Here is a 22,441-nt window from a genome sequence, read left to right on the forward strand (position 1 = left end):
CTTAGAGTCCTTGCCCTTTAAGTGCATCTGATAGGCTGGCAAATTCTTCCAAGCTGAGGGCTTCCCCACGCACACTTGGTGACAAGCCTGCTTGGTCCAAAGCCTTGGTCAGCTTGTCCTTAACTTCTTCAGTCTTGCCAAAGTAACCTGTCAGGTTATTCCATAAAGTCTTGCGTCGATGAGTGAAACTAGCCTTAGAAACCTTAAAGAAGAAATTCTCGTCTTCCACTGCTACAGCTGGTTCTGGACGGCGCACCATTTTCAAAATAGCAGAATCCACGTTTGGCGCTGGCACAAATACCGTACGAGGCACGATGAAGGCAACCTTGGCAGTCATGTAGTACTGAACCGCAATCGACAAGCTACCATAAGCCTTGGTATTCGGTTGAGCGGAAATGCGGTCCGCCACTTCCTTTTGCATCATAACCACAAACTCACTAAAAGGAATCCCACTCTCTATCAAGTGCATGAGAATAGGTGTCGTGATGTAATAAGGCAAATTAGCCACTACCTTGATTGGCAGGTCAGGATTTTTAAAATTCTGGATATGTTGCGCCAAGTCAACCTTGAGAATATCCTCGTTGACCACGGTCACATTGTCAAAATCACGCAGGGTATCTGCCAAAATTGGCACCAAACGGTGGTCAATCTCAAAGGCCATGACTTGAGCTGCACGCTCAGCCAGAAACTCGGTCAAGGCACCAATACCTGGCCCGATTTCGATGACATTGACCTGGTCATCAATCTCAGCCGTATCCACGATCTTTTGAAGGATATTGGTATCCGTCAAGAAATTTTGCCCGAAGGACTTTTTAAAGGTAAAACCGTGACGCTCCAGCACTGCCTTGGTCACGCTATAATCTGCAATTCTCATTTATTCTCTTTTCTATTATCTGTTACTTCTATTGTAACACATTCCCCTTACATTTGGGGTCTGCTTAGCTGTTCTCATAAGATTTCATAGCTTCTTCCACTTCTGCCAAAGTGACCCCAAACAACTCTAGGCGCTTGAGGAGTTGCTTGCCGTTGGAATAGCCGATTCGGAGAGCCTCTCCCAGATATTCTCTACGCTTACGGCTGTCTGCCCCTGCTAGAAAACCAAGTCGAATCAAGTCGCTACGACTGATATCAAACTGACTCTCATGTTCAAATTGTTCTGTCACCTGAGCTAGAGCCGTTTTCAGGTCTTCATAGCTGGCATGCTCAATTCCCAGAGAACGCCCCTTGGTCTTGGACTTGGGAACAGCTTCATCTCGTTTGAGGAAGGCATGCTGAACTGTTGGAATGGCCGTCATAATCATACGACGAATCCGCTCCCCATTAAAATCTGGGTCTGTAAAGACAATGACTCCATGAAGCTCATGTAGACGCTGAATACGTGCAATATCTTGCTCATTGATGGCAGAACCTCGTGTCTCATAGGTCTCTACATCGAAATAGCGTTTGAGATTGGCCGTATCATCGCGCCCTTCGACCACGATAACTTGGGAAATTTTTTCTTTCATTACTTGCTGTCCAATCCAAAAATTCGTTCTGCATTTGCAGTCGTTGCTGCCGATAACTCCTCGGTCGTCATGCCACGCAAATCCGCGATAAAATCTACTACATAGCGAGTATATGCTGTTTTGTTTTCGCGACCCCGTTTAGGAACAGGAGCCAAGTAAGGCGCATCTGTCTCTACCAAAATCTTGTCCAAAGGTAACTCTTTAGCTGCTTCTTGGATGTCAGTTGCCTTCTTAAAAGTCACCACTCCTGAGAAGGAAATGATCATGCCAAGCGCGACAAACTTCTCTGCCCACTCAAGAGTCCCTGAAAATGAATGCATGATACCACCACGAGGACCAACGCCCTCGCTCTTGATAATCTCATAGGTATCTTCCAACGCATCACGGGTATGAACTACAAAAGGCAAATCCAAGTCCTTAGATAACTGAATCTGACGGCGAAAAACCTGCTCCTGCACCTCTTTCGGTGCTGTCATCCAATGGTAGTCCAATCCAATTTCACCTAAAGCAACAACCTTGGGATGCTTGAGCTTATCAAGCAAGTAGTCTTCAATCTCCTCTGTGTAAGTTCCAGCTTCTGTCGGATGCCAACCAATAGTTGCGTAGAGTTGGTCGTACTCATCCACCAACTCCAAGGCACGCTCAATCGTCGGTTGATCAAAACCAACAATATTCATCTGTGTCACACCCATCTCAGCAGCCAAGGCAATTTCTTCTGTCTCACGGCCAGCAAATTCTTCTACATTCAAGTGTGTATGTGTATCAAAAATCATCTCTTCTAACCTCGTTTTCTATCTTCTATTATACCAAAAAACCGCCCTATCTCCTCATCTGTAAAAAATATTCTAAAATCTATTGTCGTCTCTTGACGCAATTTTTTCAAAGCAGTATAATAGCACTTATTGAAATTTTCAGTAAAGGAAAATACCATGTTTACAAAATTAAAACATACCTTTATCGGTCGTCCTCTTAAGTCCTTAACCGAAGGCGAAGGGGGACTACTGGGAAAAATGCAGGCACTAGCCATGTTATCAAGCGACGCTCTATCTTCCATTGCCTATGGGCCTGAGCAAGTAGTCCTCGTCTTGGCTAGTCTCTCTCCTCTTGCGATATGGTGGAGTCTTCCTATCGGCCTCTTTGTCCTCCTGCTCCTAGCTAGCCTGACCGTCTCCTACCGTCAAATCATCCATGCCTACCCTCAAGGAGGAGGGGCCTATATGGTTACTCGAGAAAATCTATCTCCCGAACTTGGCTTAATCGCTGGAGGTAGTCTGCTAGTTGACTACATGCTGACCGTAGCGGTATCTGTTTCATCTGGAGCGGACGCTATCACAGCAGCTCTCCCTGCTCTCCACCCTTACAACCTTCACATCTCCATTTTTCTAGTTTGCTTGCTTATGCTCTTGAATTTACGGGGCTTAAAAGAATCTGCAAGTTCACTGATGATTCCTGTCTATCTCTTTATCATCAGTACTATCTTTCTCTTGCTCTACGGAATCTTTCAACTAATGACAGGGTCTCTCAGCTATCAGGCAACTTCACCTATTGGGCATGCTGTTCCGAGCCTGTCTATCGTTCTCATTCTAAGAGCCTTTACCAGTGGTTCTGCCTCTCTGACAGGGGTTGAAGCTATTTCAAATGCCGTTCCCTTTTTCAAGGCTCCAAAAGAAAAGAATGCCGCTCAAACCTTGACCATTATGTCACTGATTTTAGGTTTTCTTTTTGCAGGCATTACCTTCCTAAACTACTGGATGGGGATTCTGCCTCAACACGGAGAAACTATTCTTTCACAGATGGCTCAAGGCATCCTTGGTAATTCCTTCTTAGGTCACCTTGGCTATTATATCTTCCAATTCTCCACAGCCTTGATTTTGGCCGTAGCTGCAAATACTGGCTTTTCGGCTTTCCCTATGCTGGCTTACAATATGGCTAAAAACAAATACATGCCCCATCTCTTTATGGAAAAAGGAGACCGCCTAGGCTACTCCAATGGAATTTTAACTCTGGCTTTTGGGGCTATGATTCTTCTTCTCATTTTTAATGGCAATACAGAACGCTTGATTCCTCTTTATACTATCGGGGTCTTCGTTCCCTTCGCCCTATCTCAGACTGGGATGATTCGTCATTGGAAAAAGGAAAAAGGAGCAAATTTCTTAAAACCTGCCCTTGCCAATATCCTTGGAGCTATCATTTGCTACGCGATTGTACTAATCTTGCTCTTTTTCCGTCTCAGTGATATCTGGCCCTTCTTCCCGATTATTCTCGTACTCACCCTACTCTTCTTGGCGATTCACAGTCATTACCAAAAAGTAGCTCAACAACTGCGACTCTATGAAGGCATCGAAAAACGTACTTACGACGGCAATCTGGTTCTGGTCCTAGTAGGAAATGTCACCCGAGTCAGTGTCGGAGCCATTAACTACGCTCAAAGTATCGGTGACGAAGTCCTAGCCATGCATATTTCTACTAAGGAAACAGTAGAGAAAGACCAAGAAATTCTCCAAGAATTTGCCGATTACTTTCCAACTATTACTCTGAAAAATATCAAGACCAGCTACCGCGACATCATCACCCCTACTGTCAAGTATGTCAAACGAATCTCTGAAGATGCCCAGAAAAAAAAACTATACAGTCACTGTCCTGGTACCCCAGTTTATCCCTAATAAACCTTGGCAAAATATTCTACACAATCAAATGAGCCTCAAACTCAAATACGCCCTTCGTTGGCACCAAGACGTCGTTGTCGCTAGCTACTCCTATCACTTAAAAGAATAAAGAAAAGGCCCTACCAGAAGCGAGAAGCGTCTGGTAAGGCCTTTTTCTGAATCCTATCACTATGCTTATACTCAATAAAAATCAAAGAGCAAACTAGGAAGCTAGCAGCAGGCTGCTCAAAGCACTGCTTTGAGGTTGTAGATGAAACTGACGAAGTCAGCTCAAAACACTGTTTTGAGGTTGTAGATAGAACTGACGAAGTCAGTAACATATATATACGGTAAGGTAACGCTGACGTGGTTTGAAGAGATTTTCGAAGAGTATTAACTGAAAAGCATGACTAGGAATATCATTGAATGTGGTTAGCTAAATCTTCCTGAGCTTTTTTATTTGACTCAGCTTTTTCTTTCAGCCATTTTTCATAGAGTTCTTGATACTGTTTAGCCGTGACTGGCTCTTTTTGCAATTCAACATATTTGTAGTTGTCCGCATTTCCCTTATGACCAACGAATGAGAATGGACCTGTAAACGGTACAGTCTTACGGAAGATTGGGTTAGCTCCACCACTTTGAACTGGTAGGAAGAGGGCACTATCCGTCAACCAAGCTTGGGCTTCAGCATATTTTTCATAGCGAGCCTGATTATCTGTGATTTCCGCATCTGCCTGATCCAAGAGTTTCTTATAGTCAGAAAGACCAATCTTGTCCTTAACTTCCTTGTCTTTTCCTTCAGACAAGCCCATGTTTTTCAACTGAGAACCTGTCTCTGGATCAAGGATGGCTAGGTAAGTCTTAGGATCTGAGTAATCTCCACCCCATCCCGAGATGTCGATATCGTAGTCTTTTTGTTCTGCTGTATCTGCAAAGTAGGTTGCCTGGTCTTTTTCATCTGGAGAAAGTTGGATAACATCGATAACTACATTCTCCTTACCAAGAGTTTCTTCCACTGTTTGTTTGAACGATCCAGCCTGTTGCACATCTAACTTAGCAGTCTGGTCAACTGGCATATCCAAATGAATTGGGAAAGTTACTCCCTGTGCTTGCAGACTTTCTTTGGCCTTAGCAAACTTCTCTTTGGCCTTTTCAGGATTCAAGAAGGCTTGCTTACCATCGTTTAGGTTAATATTTGCCCAATCTTTACCGTAGTTGACAATTTTCTCATTGACAATGTCACCAAAGTTCTTATCGCCAACTTGAACAAAGTTACTTGGTGTAATCGTATTACGCAAGATACGGTCTGCTCCATCTTCACCATTTGTCTGTGCTGCATAGGCATGACGATCAAAGGCAAAGTTGATAGCCTGACGGAAATCTTTATTTTGCATAGCTGCGCGTGAATCTGTCTTTTCCTTATCAGACTGTTTCATAGTCTGCTTGTAGCTTTGACGATTTACGTTGAAAAGATAGTAGAAGGTAACTGAGTTTTGCGGTGTATAGGTAATCTTGTCCTCATTTCCCTTCTTGAGTTCAGCAAAGACTGAACTTGTTGGGAAGATACGACCATCTGTATAGTTACCATCCAAGAAACCTCTAGCAATGCTGTCTTGGTCAGAACCGTCAAAGAAAGAGAGTTTCACTTTCTCGATTTTAACATTGTCCTTATCCCAGTAATTAGGGTTTTTGTCAAGTTCAATCAAAGATTTGGATGTGAAGGATTTAAATAAGTAAGGACCATTTGACAAGATACTTGATGGTGTCACACTTCCAAAGTCATCTCCCTGAGACTTCAAGAAGGCTTCATTTACAGGACTAAGGATACTTGCTGTTGTTTTAGAGTTCCAATAAGTCTCAGGTTGGTTGAGAGTGTATTGTAGCGTGTAATCATCCACTGCCTTAACACCAACAGTTGCAAAATCAGATGATTTCCCTTCAACATAGTCTGCTAGTCCCTTGATAGAGTCTTGAACCAAGTACAAGTTCTCAGCTTTTTTATCAGCCGCATACTTGAGACCAGTCACAAAGTCATGAGCTGTTACGTCCGCATACTCTTCTCCTTCAGAAGTATACCATTTAGCTCCCTGACGAATCTTATAAGTGTAGGTCAAACCATCTTTTGACACCGTCCATGACTCAGCCATAGATGGAATGAGATTGCCATATTGGTCATTTTCCAACAAACCATCAATCAAGTTGGTTGTGATACTAGATGTAGAGTCTCGGGTAGAGGTAATATAATCCAAGGTATCTGGGTTATTGACAAAGATATAAGAGTAAGTCTTGTCTGCATTACTTGATTGAGATGATCCACACGCTGCTAAAGCTAGACCTGCTGTCAAAGCCATAGCTCCAAAAAGCATAACTTTTGATTTCTTCATGATTATTCTCCAATTTTACAGTATGTGAAATATTATACACTATTCAAGCAAAAATATAAAGCTTTTTGTACTTTTTTACAAAAATAAAAATCAGTAGACTCGAGTTCCTACTGATTTTTGTTATGGTTCGTTTGGATTATGCAGCCAAAACTTTGCGTCCTTTACGACGACGAGCTGCCAATACGCGACGACCGTTTTTAGTTGACATACGGTTACGGAATCCGTGTTTGCGCGCACGACGAAGTTTACTTGGTTGATAAGTACGTTTCACGATGAATACCTCCTCATAGATTTTGTATTCGTTTAGCCGGCTATAAAGTGATCAGTTACTAAACATACTTTACTATTCTATCTGATTCTTTTACTTTTGTCAATAGCTCAAGGCAAATGTTTCCAGCTTTTTCGAATGTAAGCCCTATCTACGATACTGTTTCAAGAAACGAGTCATCTTTTCTTGGATTTGGGCTAGTTCATCAACACGAGGAAGGTAAACGATACGGAAGTGGTCTGGTTCCTGCCAGTTAAAGCCTCGACCATGAACCAAGAGAACCTTTTCCTGCTTCAAGAAATTAAGGACAAATTGCTCATCATCATCGATACGGTACATATTGCGGTCGATTTTAGGGAAGATATAGAGTCCCGCTTTAGGTTTAACCGCAGAGAGACCTGGAATATCTTGAATAGCATTGTAGATGAAATTTCTTTGCTCGTAGATTCGTCCACCAGGAAGGAGCAATTCATCGACCGACTGGTGACCACCTAGGGAAGTTTGTACGACCTGTTGAGCTAAAACGTTAGAGCAAAGGCGCATATTGGACAGCATATTGAGCCCTTCTATATAGCCCTTGACATGAGTCTTTGGTCCAGACAAGACCATCCAACCCACACGGAAACCAGCGATACGATGGGATTTTGACAGACCATTCATGCTGACACAGAAAACATCTGGTGCCAAACTCGCCACAGGCGTATGCACATGTCCATCCATTACCATACGGTCATAGATTTCATCCGCAAAGATAATCAAATCGTTTTGACGGGCAATCTCAATAATCTCCAACAAGAGTTCCTTAGGATAAAGGGCTCCAGTTGGGTTGTTTGGATTGATAAGGACGATTGCCTTGGTATTGGAAGTGATTTTTGACTTGATATCGTCAATATCTGGGTACCATTCTGCAGCTTCATCACAGATATAGTGAACGGCATTTCCTCCAGCTAGGCTGACAGCTGCTGTCCAGAGAGGATAGTCTGGCATTGGGACTAAGACCTCGTCTCCATTATCCAAAAGCCCCTGCATGGACATAACAATCAGCTCACTGACACCATTTCCAAGGTAAATATCATCAATATCTACATTTGGGAATTTCTTCAATTGGCAATACTGCATGATGGCCTTACGGGCTGAGAAAATCCCTTTGGAGTCAGAATATCCTTCACTATCCCGCGCATTCATAATCAAGTCATGAATGACTTCGTCTGGCGCTGTAAAGCCAAATTCTGCTGGATTTCCTGTATTCAGACGTAAAATCTTTTCTCCGTTTGCTCGCATCCGCATAGCTTCTTCCAAAACAGGACCACGGATATCATAAGCAACATGCTCTAACTTACTAGACTTGTTATATTCTTTCATCTTGTTTCCTCAATTCTTCAGGATAGTAACATTATACCACTAGAAAGAGAATGCGACAAGTTTGCTGAAATGTGTTATACTCTTCGAAAATCAAATTCAAACCACGTCAACGTCGCCTTGCCGTACTCAAGTACAGCCTGCGGCTAGTTTCCTAGTTTGCTCTTTGATTTTCATTGAGTTTTACTAGATTAAGATAGAAGAAAAAACCTCGCTAAAAGCGAGGCCAAGACAGGGGAGATAGCAGGTATTTTGCGAAAGTCACATCACATACCAAAAGATAAACCTAGAAAAAGCAAGCCTAAAAAGGAGTCATAAAGAAGATTGAACATGAGGAAAAGTCCCCATATCATCAAGTAATCCCAACGCCCACTTCGTTTTGCAACTAGGAATAAAATTAGATGGTAGAGTACATGAAAGACTAAAAATCCGATAAATCCTGGATAAAGAAACGGTACCAGACTCTCTAATTGCCAGATCATAATAACTTCTAGCAAGACTGAAACTAGGATGATTCCATAATAAAGGAAATTTGAATTTTTTGCTTCTTGAAAAGAGTTTTTCATCATTCTCCCTCCCTTCACTTCTTCCCTGCTATCCTTTCTTTTATTTTATCATATATTTATATAGATTTTAAGTGCTAACATTCTTTTGAAAAATACTTTTTTTGCTTTACTTCTATAGTGAAAAGGTTTACAATTATAGTAAGAAAATTTCAGGAGGTTTCATTATGGCACAACGTTACCAAAATATCATGGTCGCAATCGATGGTTCTAAAGAAGCAGACTTGGCTTTTGTCAAGGGAGTTCATTCTGCTCTACGAAACGACGCTAAACTCACCATCGCACATGTCATTGACACACGCGCACTCCAAAGCGTATCCACCTTTGATGCTGAAGTTTACGAAGAACTCCAAGTTGACGCTGAAAGTCTGATGAAAGAGTATGAAAAACGTGCAAGGGATGCTGGTGTGGCAGATATTCATATCGTCATTGAAATGGGAAATCCAAAGACCCTACTGGCACGTACTATTCCCGATGCTGAAGAAGTGGACCTCATCCTCGTTGGCGCAACTGGTCTCAACGCCTTTGAACGCCTCTTGGTCGGATCTTCATCTGAATACATCCTCCGCCATGCTAAGGTCGATTTGCTGGTTGTGAGAGAACAAGAAAAAACCTTATAGTCACGAAGAAAAGGAGCCCAGAGCTCCTTTTTCTTTACTGTTTATTTCTCTCTTTATGGCGTTCATAAGCCTTGAGCTGGCGCTGCAGTTCCTTTTTAATAGCAGGTTCTGGAGCATATTTTTCTTCCCAATCATCTGGCTTTAAGATTTTGTGGGTCACTGGCTCAAAATGAGCCTTGCCATCTGGAAAAATTTTCCCCATATTGGCCTGATGGACAATATCAAAAATACGTTCTGGGTCCACCCCCATCAAAACAAAACTACCGTAGGTGAAGTAAAGCGTATCAATCAAGGCATCCACCTGCCCTACCAAATCTTGCTGTGCAGGTGTCTTCTTGGCTACTTTATCTGCTGCCTTATCAAGAGCTTGATGAAGTTGCGATAGAGCTTGACCAAAGTCCTCTTCAGAAGGACTGGCAGCTCTAACAAATTCCACCAATTCTTCTATTTTAAAGCCAGCCCTGTGGGTTGCACCTTCTAAATCCCAAGCTCGTGGTTCTTCTTGGGTTCGTTCATCCATCATGTGGTGGAAGGTCTTGACCTTATTGAAATGATAGTCACGGCTGACAAAGACTTTTTCTGAAGCTAGAACACCAAAATGTTCCAAGGCCTTGTGGATTCCGTCTTGCTGATTGCTGGTGGTAATGTGCTTAGCAACTTCCTTGACACTGCTACTACCATTTCCCATAGCGACCGACATACCGACACCCGCCAGCATTTCTAGGTCGTTATCTGAGTCACCAAAGGCCATGACTTGGTTGAGGTCAAAACCATATTCTTTCCCGACTCGGCGTATGCCTTCCAATTTAGAGTTTCCTTGATTGATGACATCTGCTGCAAAAGGATTGCTACGTGTCAATTTCAAGTCTTCAAAATCAGCTGCCGCCTTCTCAGATTCTTCTGGCGTCATCAGCATCAAGACTTGGTAGATAGGCTGATTCATCAGGTGAAGCAGGTCTTCTTCCTTTTGGGGAACAACCTTGCTGACCATACGATTAAAGGAATGACTCACTGTTCGGGTTAAGACAGAAGGAACGAAGCGACTGATTCGTTGGGAAAAAGAACCCAGACCAAAAGACATGATTTTAGAACCCAACATGGCATCCTTGGTCCCTAGGGCAATCTCCTTGCCCTCTTTTTTAGCATAAGTAATTAGATGGCGCAAATGTAACTTGGAAATTGGGCTCGTGAACAAGACCCTGTCTTTATTAAAGATATACTGGCCATTGTAGGTTACCGCAAAATCCAAATCCAAATCGTCCATCAATTCCTTAACAAAAAAAGGTCCTCGCCCTGTCGCTACACCAACTAGCACCCCTTGTTCTTTGACAATCTTAATCGCGTCCTTAGTGGATTTCAAAACACTCTTGCGATCGTTGACCAAGGTTCCATCGATATCAAAAAAAACAGCTTTGACTTCCATCCTATCCCAATCTCCCCTTTTGTGATACAATGATTATACCACATTTCAGAAAGAGTGAGTAAATCATGCCTAAGAAAATCCTTGTTTTACATACTGGTGGAACTATTTCCATGCAGGCCGATGCTTCTGGCGCTGTTGTAACGAGTTCAGATAATCCCATGAACCATGTGTCCAACCCACTTGAAGGAATCCAAGTCCACGCCTTGGACTTTTTTAACCTACCAAGCCCCCATATCAAACCCAAGCATATGCTGGCCCTCTACCAAAAAATCAAAGAGGAAGCAGATAACTACGATGGGGTTGTGATTACACATGGAACCGATACTTTAGAGGAAACAGCTTATTTCCTTGATACCATGGAAGTTCCCCATATGCCTATCGTTCTAACAGGGGCCATGCGTAGCTCTAACGAACTCGGCAGCGACGGTGTTTATAACTATCTGAGTGCTTTACGAGTGGCTAGCGATGACAGAGCCACTGACAAAGGGGTTTTGGTGGTTATGAACGATGAAATCCATGCTGCCAAGTATGTTACCAAGACACATACAACCAACGTCGGCACCTTCCAGACCCCAACACATGGACCACTTGGTCTGATTACGAAGCGGGAAATTCTCTACTTCAAAACAGCTGAACCTCGTGTCCGCTTTGACCTTGATCACATACAAGGATTGATTCCTATCATCTCAGCTTATGCTGGTATGACAGATGAGCTGATTGATATGCTGGATTTGGAACAATTGGACGGTTTAATTATCCAAGCCTTCGGGGCTGGTAATATTCCCAAAGAAACGGCTCAAAAATTAGAAAGCCTTCTGCAAAAAGGAATCCCAGTCGCCCTAGTTTCACGATGCTTTAACGGTATTGCCGAGCCTGTTTATGCCTACCAAGGTGGGGGAGTACAGTTGCAAAAATCTGGTGTCTTCTTTGTTAAAGAACTTAATGCCCAAAAAGCCCGCTTGAAACTCCTCATCGCTCTCAATGCCGGACTAAGAGGACAGGCTTTGAAAGACTATATGGAAGGCTAAGTCTCTTCTCCAGAAAGCAAAATCAGGAAATCTTCACGATTCCCTGATTTTTTCTATGGCTATGTCACAACAAACAGTTGATAAATAGCCATTTTTATAGGGGAGTATCAGAACTCCCCTACAAACTGTTATTTGCAGTTATCTATACTCATTTGGAATTTCGATATGAAGTGTCTCACACAATAACTTCACATCATGTGCATCATTTTCATCAAACTCGTATCCCAGATGGAACATTACTTGACTATATGGTTCAATACAGGAAACCTCTATTTCCTCAATTCTTCCTTTACCCGAAAAAGTTTCTACCGGAAAACAATCCCCATCATAAAGAATTTCACCTTCGTCCGTATATTCAAAACAATGCAAATCAATAATTCTGTTTTTCAAATCTTCCCATACAGTATGGTTCAATGTTGTATATTCCATCTTAATCTCATAAAAGCCATTAGCTTTCATTATTTCTATAAAGTTCTGATAATCGTTCTTTTCTACAAAAATGTCAATATCATTATGGGCTCTTGACTGATATCCAAGAAGAGCATCTACACCCCAGCCACCATCAAGAAAGACTTTAATCTCCGCATCTATTGCAAATTGAAGAATCTGTTTTACATCTGTTATATTGACCATCTTATCATCTCCACAAATTCTAATTAGGCGACCAGAGGAACTGCTGGTCTGTTTGATAAATCTCTGCATTTAGCAGTTTTCAATGTTGCCAAAACGAAAGTTAAGAAGATGTTCCTTTTCTCCATGTCGCTTTCTTTGGCGTAATTTACAAGGTTATTCCACACAAGATAGTTGTTCAGATACTTGGTAGAAACACCGTTAAAGCCACGCATAAACCTCTTTAGCTGGCTATGGTAGCTATTGATATGTTGGATATTATAAATGCCTTTCTTGGCTTTGCCAGTCTTTAACTGCACAAGGTCAATGCCATTGGCATTTGTAAATCTCACATAGGAGTTCATCTTGTCCGTAACAAGAGTGGAATTGGTCTTAATCCTACCATCATAAATATGATGTAAATCTCTTGTAGAAACTCTACCAGTATTCGTAATCTTGGAGATAGACAAGCCATTCCTATTAACCGCACAAGGAACACATACCTTTTCTTGGGACAAGCCTCTGATATGTGTAGAATGACCACGCTTATGAGCCTTGCGTGGCATAGCAAATGTCTTACTCTTGCTATGATTGCCCTTGTACGAGATGGCGAAAAAAGTTTCGTCAGCCTCAATAATGCCGTCAAGGGTAACATCGTCTGCCATATTCTGAAGTGCATCCAAAATCTTGTGTCTCCAAAGGAATGCGGTGTTTCTGTGAATCCCACAAGCAACAGCAGTCTTACGAATGGATAAGCCATTCATCATACAATCAATGTACTGCTCCCACACGGACAAGTCTTTTCTTGTACCAGACACAATGGAGTTCGTAGCAATCACGAAGGACTTGCCACAATCCTTACATACATATCGCTGTGTGCCATCTTTACGATGACCATTGCGAACCACATGGATACAGCCACAAAGAGGGCATACACGACCATTTGCAAAGCGTTCCTTTGCTACGAAATCTTCAATATTCAAAGACTTTACAAAGGCAGGACTTAAAAGCATTGTTTTAAGGCTTTCCTGCTCTGCGACAGTCAACTTACCGATAATATCTAATGCGTCTTTGATAGTAGGCATATCCAATTACCTCCTTCGGTGGTACTGTTTCTTACTATTATTATACGCTATTTCTCGTCAAAATCAACCATTTGTTGTGACAGAGCCTTTTCTATTTACGTTTTCGTGTTGAACGACGTTCTGTCAAACCATGAGGTAAGAGAACTTCACGTTCTTCCAATTCTTCCTTGTGCATAATCTTAGTCAACATACGCATACTAATGGCACCAAGGTCATAAAGAGGTTGGGCAATAGTTGTCAAGTTTGGACGGGTAAAGCGTGAGACTTGCGAATCATCACTAGTAATGATTTCAAATTCTTCTGGTACTGACACACCCTTATCAGCAAGGCCGTTCAAGACACCTGCTGCCAATTCATCACCTGTTACAACTGCTGCAGTTGCATTTGATGAAATTAAACGCTCTGCCAAGGCATAGCCATCTTCATAAGTGTATTTAGATTCAAATACCAATCCTTCGCTATAAGAAATACCTGCTTTTTTCAAGGCTTCCTTGTAGCCAACCAAACGAACCTTACCATTGATGTCATCCACTAGTGGACCACTAACGAAAGCAATGCGCTCATTTTCTTTAGCAAGGTAGGTTACTGCATCAATCGTTGCTTGTTTGTAGTCAATATTGACACTTGGAAGCTGATGTTCTACATCCACTGTCCCTGCAAGAACAACCGGGGTCCGAGAACGAGAAAACTCTGAACGAATTTTTTCAGTCAAGTGGTAACCCATAAAGATGATACCATCCACTTGCTTAGAAAACAGTGTATTAACCACTGAAACTTCCTTATCATCATCCTCATCACTATTGGCAAGGACGATATTATACTTGTACATTTCAGCGATATCATCAATTCCTTTAGCAAGCGTTGAGAAATAGCCATTGGTAATATTTGGAATCACGACACCGACAGTGGTTGTCTTTTTACTTGCAAGACCACGCGCCACGGCATTTGGACGGTAATCCAAACGGTCAATCACCTCAAGCACTTTTTTACGAGTATTCTCTTTTACATTTTTATTGCCATTAACTACACGGCTAACCGTCGCCATTGAAACTCCTGCTTCACGGGCGACATCATAAATCGTTACTGTATCGTCTGTATTCATTTCATTTCCTTTCTATATCATACCTCACGAGACTCCAAAAAAAGAGACGGTATGAAAATTTCGTTTTCATGATTCTACTTATTCCATTTTATCACTATTTGTAAACACTTTCAAGCATTTTTTGAAGATTGTTTGAAAAAATTTCATAGGAAGCTATGTATATGAAGAAAAAATCACCTTTTCTTGATTTTTAATCCTATTTGCTGTATGATAAGGGAAAGAAAGGGGGCAGAAATATGGCTTTTACCAATACCCAGATGCGGTCGGCTAGTTTTGGCATTGTCACCAGCTTGCCTGATGATGTCATTGACTCTTTTTGGTATATCATCGACCACTTCTTAAAAAATGTCTTTGAATTGGAAGAAGAACTCGAGTTTCAATTGCTTAATAACCAAGGAAAAATTACCTTCCATTTTTCAAGTCAACACCTCCCTACAGCCATTGATTTTGACTTTAACCATCCTTTCGACCCTCTTTATCCCCCGAGAGTACTGGTTTTAGATATGGACGGTAGAGAAACTATCCTCCTCCCAGAAGAAAATGACCTATTTTAATACTCAATGAAAATCAAAGAGCAAACTAGGAAGCTAGTCGCAGGTTGCTCAAAACACTGTTTTGAGGTTGTGGATTGAAGCTGACGTGGTTTGAAGAGATTTTCGAAGAGTATAAAAACTCTAGCCTTCAGTTGCAAGTGACTGAAAACTAGAGTTTTTTCTATTTTTTCAAAGCATCATACAAGTTGCGGATAGGTTGCTTTAAGGTAGGATGGATAAAATGAGGCGCAAGTTCTTGTAATGATTCAAGGACAAAAAGACGTTCTGCTATGTAAGGATGAGGCAAGATAAGGTCATCTGTATAAAGGATCTGGTCCTCCACAAAGAGCAAGTCCAAATCAATCAAACGAGGTCCCCAATGTACTTCTCTCACCCGTCCCATCTCTGACTCAATTGCTAACAAGGTCTCTAATAGAACTGGGGCCGGCAACCAGGTTGCAACCTCAACCACTTGATTAGCAAAGCTATCCTGCTCCACACCACCCCAAGGCTCCGTTGTCAAGACACTGGACTCTTTGAGAATATGGATACCTCGATTTCGCATTTTCTCAATGGCTTGCTTCAAGTTTACTTGTTTATCTCCCATATTGCTTCCTAGGGCGATAAAAGCCCTCTGCTTGCGGCGATGAATGGTTACCGAGCAAGTATCTAGTGGCAAATGCACTGGCGCCCAAGGTTTTTTCAGTTCCAGCTTCATTTCTTGGACAAGAGGATAGGCTTTAAAGGTACGTTCCACCAGTTTATAAGCTACCGTTTCAATCAAATCCTCACTCGTTTCCTGAAACCAAGTCGTCCACTGCTGACACAATTCCCCGTAATGGACAGAGGCTGTTAAATCCAAGTCTGTAGCCGCCTTGGTCATATCATAGGATAGGATTGCGGAAATAACAAACTTCTGCCCCAATTCTTTCTCACTAGGAAAAAGACCATGATAGGCAAAAATTTCCAAATCCTTGATCTGTAGTTGATCCATAATGATTCCTTTCTAGAAAAATCCGCCCAAAGCGGATTCTTTTTATAGTCCCATTAAACGATAAGCCTGGTCTCGGAGGTCCTTATCTGTTTCAAATAGACCACGAGCTACTGTCGTCAAGGTTGCAGTACCTGGTTTTCTGACACCACGCATGCTCATACACATATGTTCCGCCTCAATGACAACAAAGGCTCCTTTAGCACCTAGATACTCCATCAAGGCATCGGCCACTTCGATATTCAAACGTTCTTGAATTTGTGGTTTTTTCGAATAAACTTCAACCGTACGGGCTAGCTTAGACAAACCTGCCACACGGCCATCTGGAATGTAGGCAATTTGCGCTTTACCATAAAATGGCAAGAAGTGGTGCTCACACATGGTATGGAAAAAGATATCCTTTTCTACTACCATATTATCATCAATAATCTCAAAGGATTTTGATAAATGTTCCTCCGCTGTTTGACCAAGACCTGAAAAAATCTCTTGGTACATACGAGCCACACGAGCAGGTGTTTCCTGCAAGCCCTCGCGGTTAGCGTCCTCTCCGACAGCCTCGATAATCATTTTTACAGCTGCTTCAATCTTTTGTTTATCCATTCTCTTTTTTCCTCTCCATCAGATAGGCTCTCACTTGGCTCAAGAAATACAAGGAACCTGTGACAATCCAAACTGTTTTTTTCTCTTCTTTTTTATCTGTCAATTTCTGCTCTAGAAAATCCTGCCAACCTTGGTAGCTGAGATTTCTAGACTTAGCTGCCTCTTCCAGAACGTTTTCATCAGTCGCCCGACTATCTTCAAAATGTGTCAGAGTAAGCTCGGTATCTGGCATGGCCCCTAGCAAGTCCAACATATCCTCCAAGGCCTTGGTTTTGATACAAGTAAAGAGGATTTCCTTACGATAATCCGCAAAGCGTTCTTGCAAGGTTGCCAATAAAGCCTTAATAGCATGAGGATTGTGGGCTCCATCCAAAATCATCAAGGGATCTCTTGACACGATTTCCAAACGCCCTGGCCAACTTGTTTCTTCCAAGGCTTGAGCAAGCAAGTGATTGCTTGCTAACTCTCGACCATCTTCTTGACAAAAAGTATCAAGTAAAGCTATGGCCATCCCAGCATTCTCTATCTGGTGCAAACCAAGCAGGCCAGTCTGGAAGCGACCTTGTCTGACAGCACTTGTATAGTCAAAGACTTCACCCGTTACCACACTCTCTTGGTGACTGACATGATAATCTGTCCCGTAGGCAAATCTCAGTGCATCTTTCCCTTCCGCAATGCGGTCAATCACAGCTAGCGCTTCTGGAGCAATGCGACCTGTTACCAAAGGAATCCCTTGTTTGATAATACCTGCCTTCTGCTCTGCTATGGCTTCCAAGCTGTCACCAAGTAGGGCTATATGATCTAATCCAATAGTCGTAATTCCTGTCAAAATTGGTTGGCAGACATTGGTGCTATCCAAGAGCCCACCCATGCCCACTTCCATGATAGCCACATCTACTTGTTCAGAGGCAAAGTAATCATAGGCTATAGCTGTGATGATCTCAAACTCGGTTGTTCTCTGCAAATTAGCAGCCGCTTCTCCTTCCAGCAAAGTCTGATAGTCTGCCATGAGGGTTTCTAGTCTTGCTTCTGGAATAGATTCCCCATTGATGCTAATCTGGTCTGTGTAATGAATGAGATAGGGCGAGCTGAAAACACCAACTCTCAGCCCCATATTTTCTAGCATATTTTTCAAAAAAGCAATGGTCGAACCCTTGCCATTGGTCCCTCCGATATGGATAACCTTGAGTTTGAGATGGGGATTGCCACGCAGAGCTAACAGTTCCACCATTCGTCCCAATCCAAAATGCGGTTGATCGGTCCGATAGTTGACAATCCACTGATTGTTTTCAATTTCTTTCATCTTATTTATATTGTTTTAAATCTAAATTTTCCGCTTCATCAGCCAGACGAACGGCGGAGGCAATTTCAACTGCCATCCTGTGACTGGCTACGTCATGCACACGCACCACTTCCACACCCTGTCTCGCAGCAATACTGGTTACATGAGCCGAAGCCGTGTCCCGATTGCGGAAACCAAGTTCTGTCTCAGGATTGACTTCAAAACCATTCTCTTCTAGGATATTGATAACAAACCGCTTGCGCGAAACTCCAAGAAAGATTGGATAGCCCTTCTGATGGAGTTTATCCAAGTCCCGTAAAAGAAGGAGATTTTCTTTCTTGGTCAGACCAAAACCAATTCCTGGGTCCAACAGGATATTTTCTTGTGCAATCCCAGCTTGATTTGCGCTCGCTAGTGCTCGTTCAAAGAAAGTCTCCATCAAGTCTTCGATTGGCAATGTTTCAAAGTCAGCTAACTCTTCCTCTGTAAAAGCTTGATTAAAACCAAAATGAGGGAAGATGAGCGAGCTAGGGTGCTGAGGTCGAGCCATGACTGGATTAAACATGATAACCACTTTCGCACCAGCCTTAGCTATCACATGGGCCATTTTCTCATCTCCCATGAGACCAGTGATATCATTGACCAGATTGGCACCAGCAGCCAAAGCAGCCTCTGCTACCTGACTCTTCCAAGTATCAATAGAGATGAGGACATCACTTTCCTTGCGAATCGCTTTAATCACTGGAACAACACGCTGGATTTCCTCTTCTATCTCAACATAGCTACTTCCACTTCCCGGCCGAGTCGATTCTCCGCCGATATCTAGCATACTAGCCCCTTCTGCTATCAATTTACGAGCCTGCTGGAGTGCCTGCTCAAGAGCAAAAAATTGACCACCATCCGAAAAGGAATCTGGGGTTACATTGATAATTCCGCAAATAGCTGTCTTTGCATGATTTACTTTAGTTGACATATCGGTCACTCCCTCAAGGCTTTTCACCATATTATTTCTCTATTTTACCATAAAAAGAAAAAGATGGACACGATTGCATTCATCTTTTTCCCAGTAGAAACATGTAAGCAATTGTCAAAAATCTTAAACAGAAATCCCTAATGTCCGACTCATGATCACCACAAGAGCCAACAAACAGAAAGCAACCCCATTCACAATCATGTGAAGCAAGATAGACATTTCCAAACGTTGGGTCTTGTAAGCCGTCCAAGACAGAACGATCGACATACCTCCATAAATCAATAAAGAAGGTAAATTACTTGGTTGATGCAATAAAGCAAACACAACCGTACCGACTACAAATCCCAAGTTCTCTTTTCCTCGGAAAATCTTTTTAGGAACAATCCCACGGCACAAGATTTCCTCACAAATTGGAGCAAGCAAGGCTAGCAAGAAAAAGCTAGAAATCAAAGAACTATTTTGAACCATATCGTTAATCTGAGACTGGTTCCCTGTTGTCGTCTCATTTGACAGTTGCAACAAGATGGAACCAAGTATATTTGAACAGATAATAACTAAATAACTCAAGCCCAAACGTGCTAGATCCTTAGCTCTAAAAAAGGAAAAATTAAAACTTGCTAATTGCGTTTTACGAGCTCCAAAAATAAATAGTGCCAACACTACAATTGAAATACCAGCAACTATCAGTCCTGACTGTAACAGTGGTACTGCATTTAAAGTTAAAATAGCAGTAACCCCTATAGGAATCTGATATAAAATTGTCGCCAGCAAAAAGATTAACAACCAACCTGCACGATTCAATAATTCTTTCCAGATACTTTTCTCTTTCATCACCCATCTCCTTTGTATTAAAAAAGGGGAAAAATCCCCCTGGGTAATCCTATTATAAGGCCATGCTAATGTAGTTAAGGATAAATAAGGCATCCAAAATCCAAATCATGACATGAACATCTTTAGCTTGACCTTTGACAAGCTTAGTCAAAGTGTAAGTCAAGAAACCAACTGCAATCCCTTGAGTGATAGAGTAGCTGAATCCCATAAAGATAGATGTGAAGAAAGCAGGAACCGCTTCAGCCATATCGTCCCAATGGATATTTTTCAAGCTACCAAGCATCATAATTCCAACAATAATCAAGATTGGAGCTGTAGCAGATGAAGGTACGATAGCTAACAGTGGGCTAAAGAAGCTTGAGATCGCAAAACAAATTGCCACGACCAAGGCTGTCAAACCAGTACGTCCACCTGCACCGATACCAGCAGCAGACTCAACATAAGTCGTTACGTTCGAAGTACCAGCGATGGCACCAATTGAAGTACCAATCAAGTCTGAATAAAGAGCCTTGTCCAACTTAGCTGATTGATGATTTTCACCGTTTGTTGCTACGATACCAACTTTTTCACCCGTACCAATCAAGGTACCAATTGTGTCAAAAATATCTGTCAACGAGAAGGCAAGAATGGCCATAAGAGTTTCAGGTAAGCGAGCTGTATCTGAAATCAAAGCTCCCAAACCTTCTGAACCAAGAGCTGCACCAAAGACTTTCTTCAAGTCTTCAAAGGCTGCACCAACATGGTTATTAGCAAAATCGATACTAGACAAATCTACCAAACCAACTGCAATAGCAAGAACAGTTGTTGTCAAGATAGAGAGAATAATTCCCCCTTTAATTCCTTTGATAACAAAGAAAATAGTAATGGCAAGTCCTGCAAGAGCCACCAAAACAGCTGGATTATTAAAGCTGACCAATCCTGGAACTGCTGAAGAGTTTGCTGCAATCGTTGCTTGAGCTTTGTCTGCCCCTTCTCCTACAACAGTATAGTTGCCTGGATCAATCGTAAATTTCAAAAGTCCAGCATTCTTAATTCCCACGTAGGCAAGGAAAACACCGATACCAGCTGAAATAGCTGAGCGAAGGGCATTTGGAATCGATTCAATGATCATTTTACGAACATTTGTCAAGGTAATAATCAATGAGATAATCCCACAGATGAAGACCATAGCCAAGGCTTCTTGCCAAGAATAACCAAGTCCAAATACGACTGTGAAGGTAAAGAAGGCATTAAGACCCATACCTGGTGCTTGGGCATAAGGTAAGTTAGCATAGAAGGCCATCATCAGGGTACCAGCAACTGCACCGATAATCGTTGCGAGGAATACACCCTGAGCAGGCATTCCTGTTTGCGAAAGAATTTGTGGGTTTACAAAGAGAATATAACTCATTGCAAAGAAAGTTGTTAAACCAGCAAGAACCTCTGTACGAACGTCTGTACCGTTCTCTTTTAGTTTAAATAATTTGTCCATTATCAATCTCCTTTTAATTTTTACGAACAATAATAGAATTATATCACTTATCATTCACTTTTTCAATATCTTTGTTTGATTTATTTAAGAAATTGAGCCAATTTTATTTTTTGTTTGGAATCTGTTTTTCTGCCTGCTTTTTGTTATAATAGTAGACATCTTATCTGGAAAGACACTAGAAAGGTTTATATGACGAAAAAAATTATTGCAGTTGACCTGGATGGAACCCTGCTCAACTCAGACAGTCAGATTTCTGACTTTACCAAAGAAACCATTAAAAAAGTTACTGAAAAAGGCCATCAGGTTATTATTACGACAGGTCGCCCTTACCGCATGTCAAAAGATTTCTACCGCGAACTAGGCTTAGACACTCCTATGATTAATTTCAACGGCTCCCTCACTCATTTGCCAGACCAAGTTTGGGATTTTGAAAAGTGTTTGACGGTAGACAAAAAATATCTTTTAGACATGGTTCAACGTTCAGAGGACATTCAAGCCGATTTTATCGCTGGAGAATATCGTAAAAAATTCTACATTACAAATCCTAATGAAGAAATTGCCAATCCCAAACTATTTGGTGTAGAATCTTTCCATCCTGAAGATCAATTTCAGCCAGAGTTAGTAACCAAGGATCCTAACTGCATTCTGTTGCAGACTAGAGCCAGTGACAAATATGCATTGGCAAAAGAAATGAACACCTTCTACCAGCATCAACTTTCTATTAATACCTGGGGAGGTCCGCTCAATATCCTTGAATGTACCCCAAAAGGTGTCAACAAGGCCTTTGCTTTGGACTACTTGCTCAAGGTAATGAACCGTGACAAAAAAGATTTGATTGCTTTTGGAGATGAGCACAATGATACCGAAATGCTCGCTTTTGCTGGGAAAGGTTATGCCATGAAAAATGCCAACCCAGAGCTACTCCCTTATGCAGATGAGCAAATTTCCTTGACAAATGACCAAGACGGGGTTGCCAAAACCCTGCAAGACTTATTCTTATAGCCCATACTGACCAGCTTTCGAGCTGGTCTTTGTGCTCTTTTCACAGTCTCATCAACCGGTTAATCGATTGTTCTACTTTTTGCCTCCAAAACCTTGGAAAAGGCTTTCTTTTGTGATATACTTCACATATAAATACAAGAGAGCTCGTCACACTCGACTCTGTTGAC

At 41.9% G+C, this 22,441-nt stretch carries 21 protein-coding genes and 1 pseudogene; 5 read left to right on the forward strand and 17 right to left on the reverse strand.

The annotated features are described in order from the left end of the window. Position 1: 1 nt before the first annotated feature. The 3 genes from rsmA to FJN11_RS09090 form a co-directional block, all read right to left on the reverse strand. The gene (rsmA, locus tag FJN11_RS09080; RefSeq protein ID WP_061590031.1) at positions 2–874 is read right to left on the reverse strand and encodes a 16S rRNA (adenine(1518)-N(6)/adenine(1519)-N(6))-dimethyltransferase RsmA; all 873 of its coding nucleotides are present in this window, start codon (positions 872–874) and stop codon (positions 2–4) included. A gap of 64 nt (positions 875–938) precedes the next feature. Continuing rightward, entirely contained in the window at positions 939–1,505 is a 567-nt protein-coding gene (rnmV, locus tag FJN11_RS09085; RefSeq protein WP_140224510.1) for a ribonuclease M5, read from the reverse strand. After that, positions 1,505–2,278, reverse strand: coding sequence for a TatD family hydrolase (locus FJN11_RS09090; RefSeq protein WP_140224511.1), 774 nt, complete (start codon positions 2,276–2,278; stop codon positions 1,505–1,507). The genes rnmV and FJN11_RS09090 overlap by 1 nt, the downstream gene beginning before the upstream one ends. A gap of 156 nt (positions 2,279–2,434) precedes the next feature. Here FJN11_RS09090 and FJN11_RS09100 point away from each other — a divergent pair. Then, positions 2,435–4,280 (forward strand): annotated as a pseudogene (locus FJN11_RS09100) (APC family permease). Positions 4,281–4,569: 289 nt separating this feature from the next. On the opposite strand, the gene FJN11_RS09110 reads toward FJN11_RS09100, so the two are convergent. From FJN11_RS09110 to FJN11_RS09130, 4 genes are all read right to left on the reverse strand, one after another. Beyond that, on the reverse strand, positions 4,570–6,534 hold the full coding sequence (locus FJN11_RS09110) for a peptide ABC transporter substrate-binding protein (protein WP_140224515.1): 1,965 nt from the start codon (positions 6,532–6,534) through the stop codon (positions 4,570–4,572). Between the two features lie 136 nt (positions 6,535–6,670). Further along, complete coding sequence (gene rpmH / locus FJN11_RS09115) at positions 6,671–6,805, reverse strand: 50S ribosomal protein L34 (RefSeq protein ID WP_000831905.1); 135 nt, start codon at positions 6,803–6,805, stop codon at positions 6,671–6,673. Between the two features lie 144 nt (positions 6,806–6,949). Continuing rightward, positions 6,950–8,164, reverse strand: a complete 1,215-nt coding sequence (locus FJN11_RS09120) for a pyridoxal phosphate-dependent aminotransferase (RefSeq protein WP_000666457.1) — start codon at positions 8,162–8,164, stop codon at positions 6,950–6,952. A gap of 263 nt (positions 8,165–8,427) precedes the next feature. After that, positions 8,428–8,730 (reverse strand): hypothetical protein, encoded by a 303-nt coding sequence (locus tag FJN11_RS09130; RefSeq protein ID WP_181146411.1) that lies wholly within the window; start codon positions 8,728–8,730, stop codon positions 8,428–8,430. A 161-nt stretch (positions 8,731–8,891) separates the two neighbouring features. Here FJN11_RS09130 and FJN11_RS09135 point away from each other — a divergent pair, with 161 nt between their 5' ends. Next, positions 8,892–9,344 (forward strand): universal stress protein, encoded by a 453-nt coding sequence (locus FJN11_RS09135; protein ID WP_064276412.1) that lies wholly within the window; start codon positions 8,892–8,894, stop codon positions 9,342–9,344. A 34-nt stretch (positions 9,345–9,378) separates the two neighbouring features. Here the strand turns inward: FJN11_RS09135 and FJN11_RS09140 are convergent, their stop codons facing one another. Further along, on the reverse strand, positions 9,379–10,767 hold the full coding sequence (locus tag FJN11_RS09140; protein WP_140224517.1) for a Cof-type HAD-IIB family hydrolase: 1,389 nt from the start codon (positions 10,765–10,767) through the stop codon (positions 9,379–9,381). 65 nt (positions 10,768–10,832) lie between these two features. On the opposite strand from FJN11_RS09140, the gene FJN11_RS09145 reads away from it, so the two are divergent. Beyond that, a complete protein-coding gene (locus FJN11_RS09145) occupies positions 10,833–11,795 on the forward strand; it encodes an asparaginase (RefSeq protein ID WP_140224519.1) in 963 nt (320 codons plus the stop codon). A gap of 138 nt (positions 11,796–11,933) precedes the next feature. On the opposite strand, the gene lnu(C) is transcribed toward FJN11_RS09145, so the two are convergent. The 3 genes from lnu(C) to ccpA form a co-directional block, all read right to left on the reverse strand. Then, positions 11,934–12,428 carry a lincosamide nucleotidyltransferase Lnu(C) gene (gene lnu(C), locus FJN11_RS09150; protein WP_019543803.1) on the reverse strand — a complete coding sequence of 165 codons (495 nt, stop codon included), beginning with the start codon at positions 12,426–12,428 and terminating at the stop codon, positions 11,934–11,936. A 23-nt stretch (positions 12,429–12,451) separates the two neighbouring features. After that, a complete protein-coding gene (locus tag FJN11_RS09155) occupies positions 12,452–13,489 on the reverse strand; it encodes an IS1595-like element ISSag10 family transposase (RefSeq protein ID WP_002837184.1) in 1,038 nt (345 codons plus the stop codon). Between the two features lie 91 nt (positions 13,490–13,580). Continuing rightward, positions 13,581–14,591 carry a catabolite control protein A gene (gene ccpA, locus FJN11_RS09160; protein WP_001090628.1) on the reverse strand — a complete coding sequence of 337 codons (1,011 nt, stop codon included), beginning with the start codon at positions 14,589–14,591 and terminating at the stop codon, positions 13,581–13,583. Positions 14,592–14,827: 236 nt separating this feature from the next. Between ccpA and FJN11_RS09165 the strand changes: the two genes are divergently transcribed. Then, positions 14,828–15,145, forward strand: coding sequence for a DUF960 domain-containing protein (locus tag FJN11_RS09165; protein WP_000886037.1), 318 nt, complete (start codon positions 14,828–14,830; stop codon positions 15,143–15,145). Positions 15,146–15,305: 160 nt separating this feature from the next. Here FJN11_RS09165 and folB read toward each other — a convergent pair whose 3' ends face one another. The 6 genes from folB to FJN11_RS09195 all read right to left on the reverse strand — a co-directional run bounded on the left by folB (position 15,306) and on the right by FJN11_RS09195 (position 21,272). Next, positions 15,306–16,118, reverse strand: a complete 813-nt coding sequence (folB, locus tag FJN11_RS09170; protein ID WP_140224520.1) for a dihydroneopterin aldolase — start codon at positions 16,116–16,118, stop codon at positions 15,306–15,308. Between the two features lie 42 nt (positions 16,119–16,160). Beyond that, positions 16,161–16,715 carry a GTP cyclohydrolase I FolE gene (folE, locus tag FJN11_RS09175; RefSeq protein WP_140224522.1) on the reverse strand — a complete coding sequence of 185 codons (555 nt, stop codon included), beginning with the start codon at positions 16,713–16,715 and terminating at the stop codon, positions 16,161–16,163. Then, a complete protein-coding gene (locus tag FJN11_RS09180) occupies positions 16,708–18,018 on the reverse strand; it encodes a bifunctional folylpolyglutamate synthase/dihydrofolate synthase (RefSeq protein WP_140224523.1) in 1,311 nt (436 codons plus the stop codon). Before FJN11_RS09180 ends, folE begins: the two co-directional genes overlap by 8 nt. A gap of 1 nt (position 18,019) precedes the next feature. Continuing rightward, a complete protein-coding gene (gene folP / locus FJN11_RS09185; RefSeq protein ID WP_181146412.1) occupies positions 18,020–19,000 on the reverse strand; it encodes a dihydropteroate synthase in 981 nt (326 codons plus the stop codon). A 93-nt stretch (positions 19,001–19,093) separates the two neighbouring features. Continuing rightward, positions 19,094–19,801, reverse strand: a complete 708-nt coding sequence (locus FJN11_RS09190; protein ID WP_181146413.1) for a CPBP family intramembrane glutamic endopeptidase — start codon at positions 19,799–19,801, stop codon at positions 19,094–19,096. 52 nt (positions 19,802–19,853) lie between these two features. Then, positions 19,854–21,272 (reverse strand): NCS2 family permease, encoded by a 1,419-nt coding sequence (locus FJN11_RS09195; protein WP_140224528.1) that lies wholly within the window; start codon positions 21,270–21,272, stop codon positions 19,854–19,856. Between the two features lie 189 nt (positions 21,273–21,461). Between FJN11_RS09195 and FJN11_RS09200 the strand changes: the two genes are divergently transcribed. Continuing rightward, positions 21,462–22,274, forward strand: a complete 813-nt coding sequence (locus FJN11_RS09200) for a Cof-type HAD-IIB family hydrolase (protein ID WP_140224530.1) — start codon at positions 21,462–21,464, stop codon at positions 22,272–22,274. Positions 22,275–22,441: the final 167 nt, after the last annotated feature.

Origin of the sequence: Streptococcus symci (genome assembly GCF_006385165.1) — a bacterium.
Classification (GTDB): Bacteria; Bacillota; Bacilli; order Lactobacillales; family Streptococcaceae; genus Streptococcus; species Streptococcus symci.

Bases quoted from the DNA above. Each gene is read 5' to 3' on its own strand.
- folP (WP_181146412.1), bottom strand. From the start codon at position 19,000: ATGGTGAAAAGCCTTGAGGGAGTGACCGATATGTCAACTAAAGTAAAT.
- FJN11_RS09140 (WP_140224517.1), bottom strand. From the start codon at position 10,767: ATGGAAGTCAAAGCTGTTTTTTTTGATATCGATGGAACCTTGGTCAAC.
- FJN11_RS09190 (WP_181146413.1), bottom strand. From the start codon at position 19,801: ATGAAAGAGAAAAGTATCTGGAAAGAATTATTGAATCGTGCAGGTTGG.
- FJN11_RS09130 (WP_181146411.1), bottom strand. From the start codon at position 8,730: ATGATGAAAAACTCTTTTCAAGAAGCAAAAAATTCAAATTTCCTTTAT.
- FJN11_RS09200 (WP_140224530.1), top strand. From the start codon at position 21,462: ATGACGAAAAAAATTATTGCAGTTGACCTGGATGGAACCCTGCTCAAC.
- folB (WP_140224520.1), bottom strand. From the start codon at position 16,118: ATGGATCAACTACAGATCAAGGATTTGGAAATTTTTGCCTATCATGGT.
- FJN11_RS09120 (WP_000666457.1), bottom strand. From the start codon at position 8,164: ATGAAAGAATATAACAAGTCTAGTAAGTTAGAGCATGTTGCTTATGAT.
- FJN11_RS09180 (WP_140224523.1), bottom strand. From the start codon at position 18,018: ATGAAAGAAATTGAAAACAATCAGTGGATTGTCAACTATCGGACCGAT.
- FJN11_RS09155 (WP_002837184.1), bottom strand. From the start codon at position 13,489: ATGCCTACTATCAAAGACGCATTAGATATTATCGGTAAGTTGACTGTC.
- FJN11_RS09165 (WP_000886037.1), top strand. From the start codon at position 14,828: ATGGCTTTTACCAATACCCAGATGCGGTCGGCTAGTTTTGGCATTGTC.
- FJN11_RS09195 (WP_140224528.1), bottom strand. From the start codon at position 21,272: ATGGACAAATTATTTAAACTAAAAGAGAACGGTACAGACGTTCGTACA.
- FJN11_RS09090 (WP_140224511.1), bottom strand. From the start codon at position 2,278: ATGATTTTTGATACACATACACACTTGAATGTAGAAGAATTTGCTGGC.
- FJN11_RS09110 (WP_140224515.1), bottom strand. From the start codon at position 6,534: ATGAAGAAATCAAAAGTTATGCTTTTTGGAGCTATGGCTTTGACAGCA.
- FJN11_RS09135 (WP_064276412.1), top strand. From the start codon at position 8,892: ATGGCACAACGTTACCAAAATATCATGGTCGCAATCGATGGTTCTAAA.
- rsmA (WP_061590031.1), bottom strand. From the start codon at position 874: ATGAGAATTGCAGATTATAGCGTGACCAAGGCAGTGCTGGAGCGTCAC.
- ccpA (WP_001090628.1), bottom strand. From the start codon at position 14,591: ATGAATACAGACGATACAGTAACGATTTATGATGTCGCCCGTGAAGCA.
- rnmV (WP_140224510.1), bottom strand. From the start codon at position 1,505: ATGAAAGAAAAAATTTCCCAAGTTATCGTGGTCGAAGGGCGCGATGAT.
- FJN11_RS09145 (WP_140224519.1), top strand. From the start codon at position 10,833: ATGCCTAAGAAAATCCTTGTTTTACATACTGGTGGAACTATTTCCATG.
- folE (WP_140224522.1), bottom strand. From the start codon at position 16,715: ATGGATAAACAAAAGATTGAAGCAGCTGTAAAAATGATTATCGAGGCT.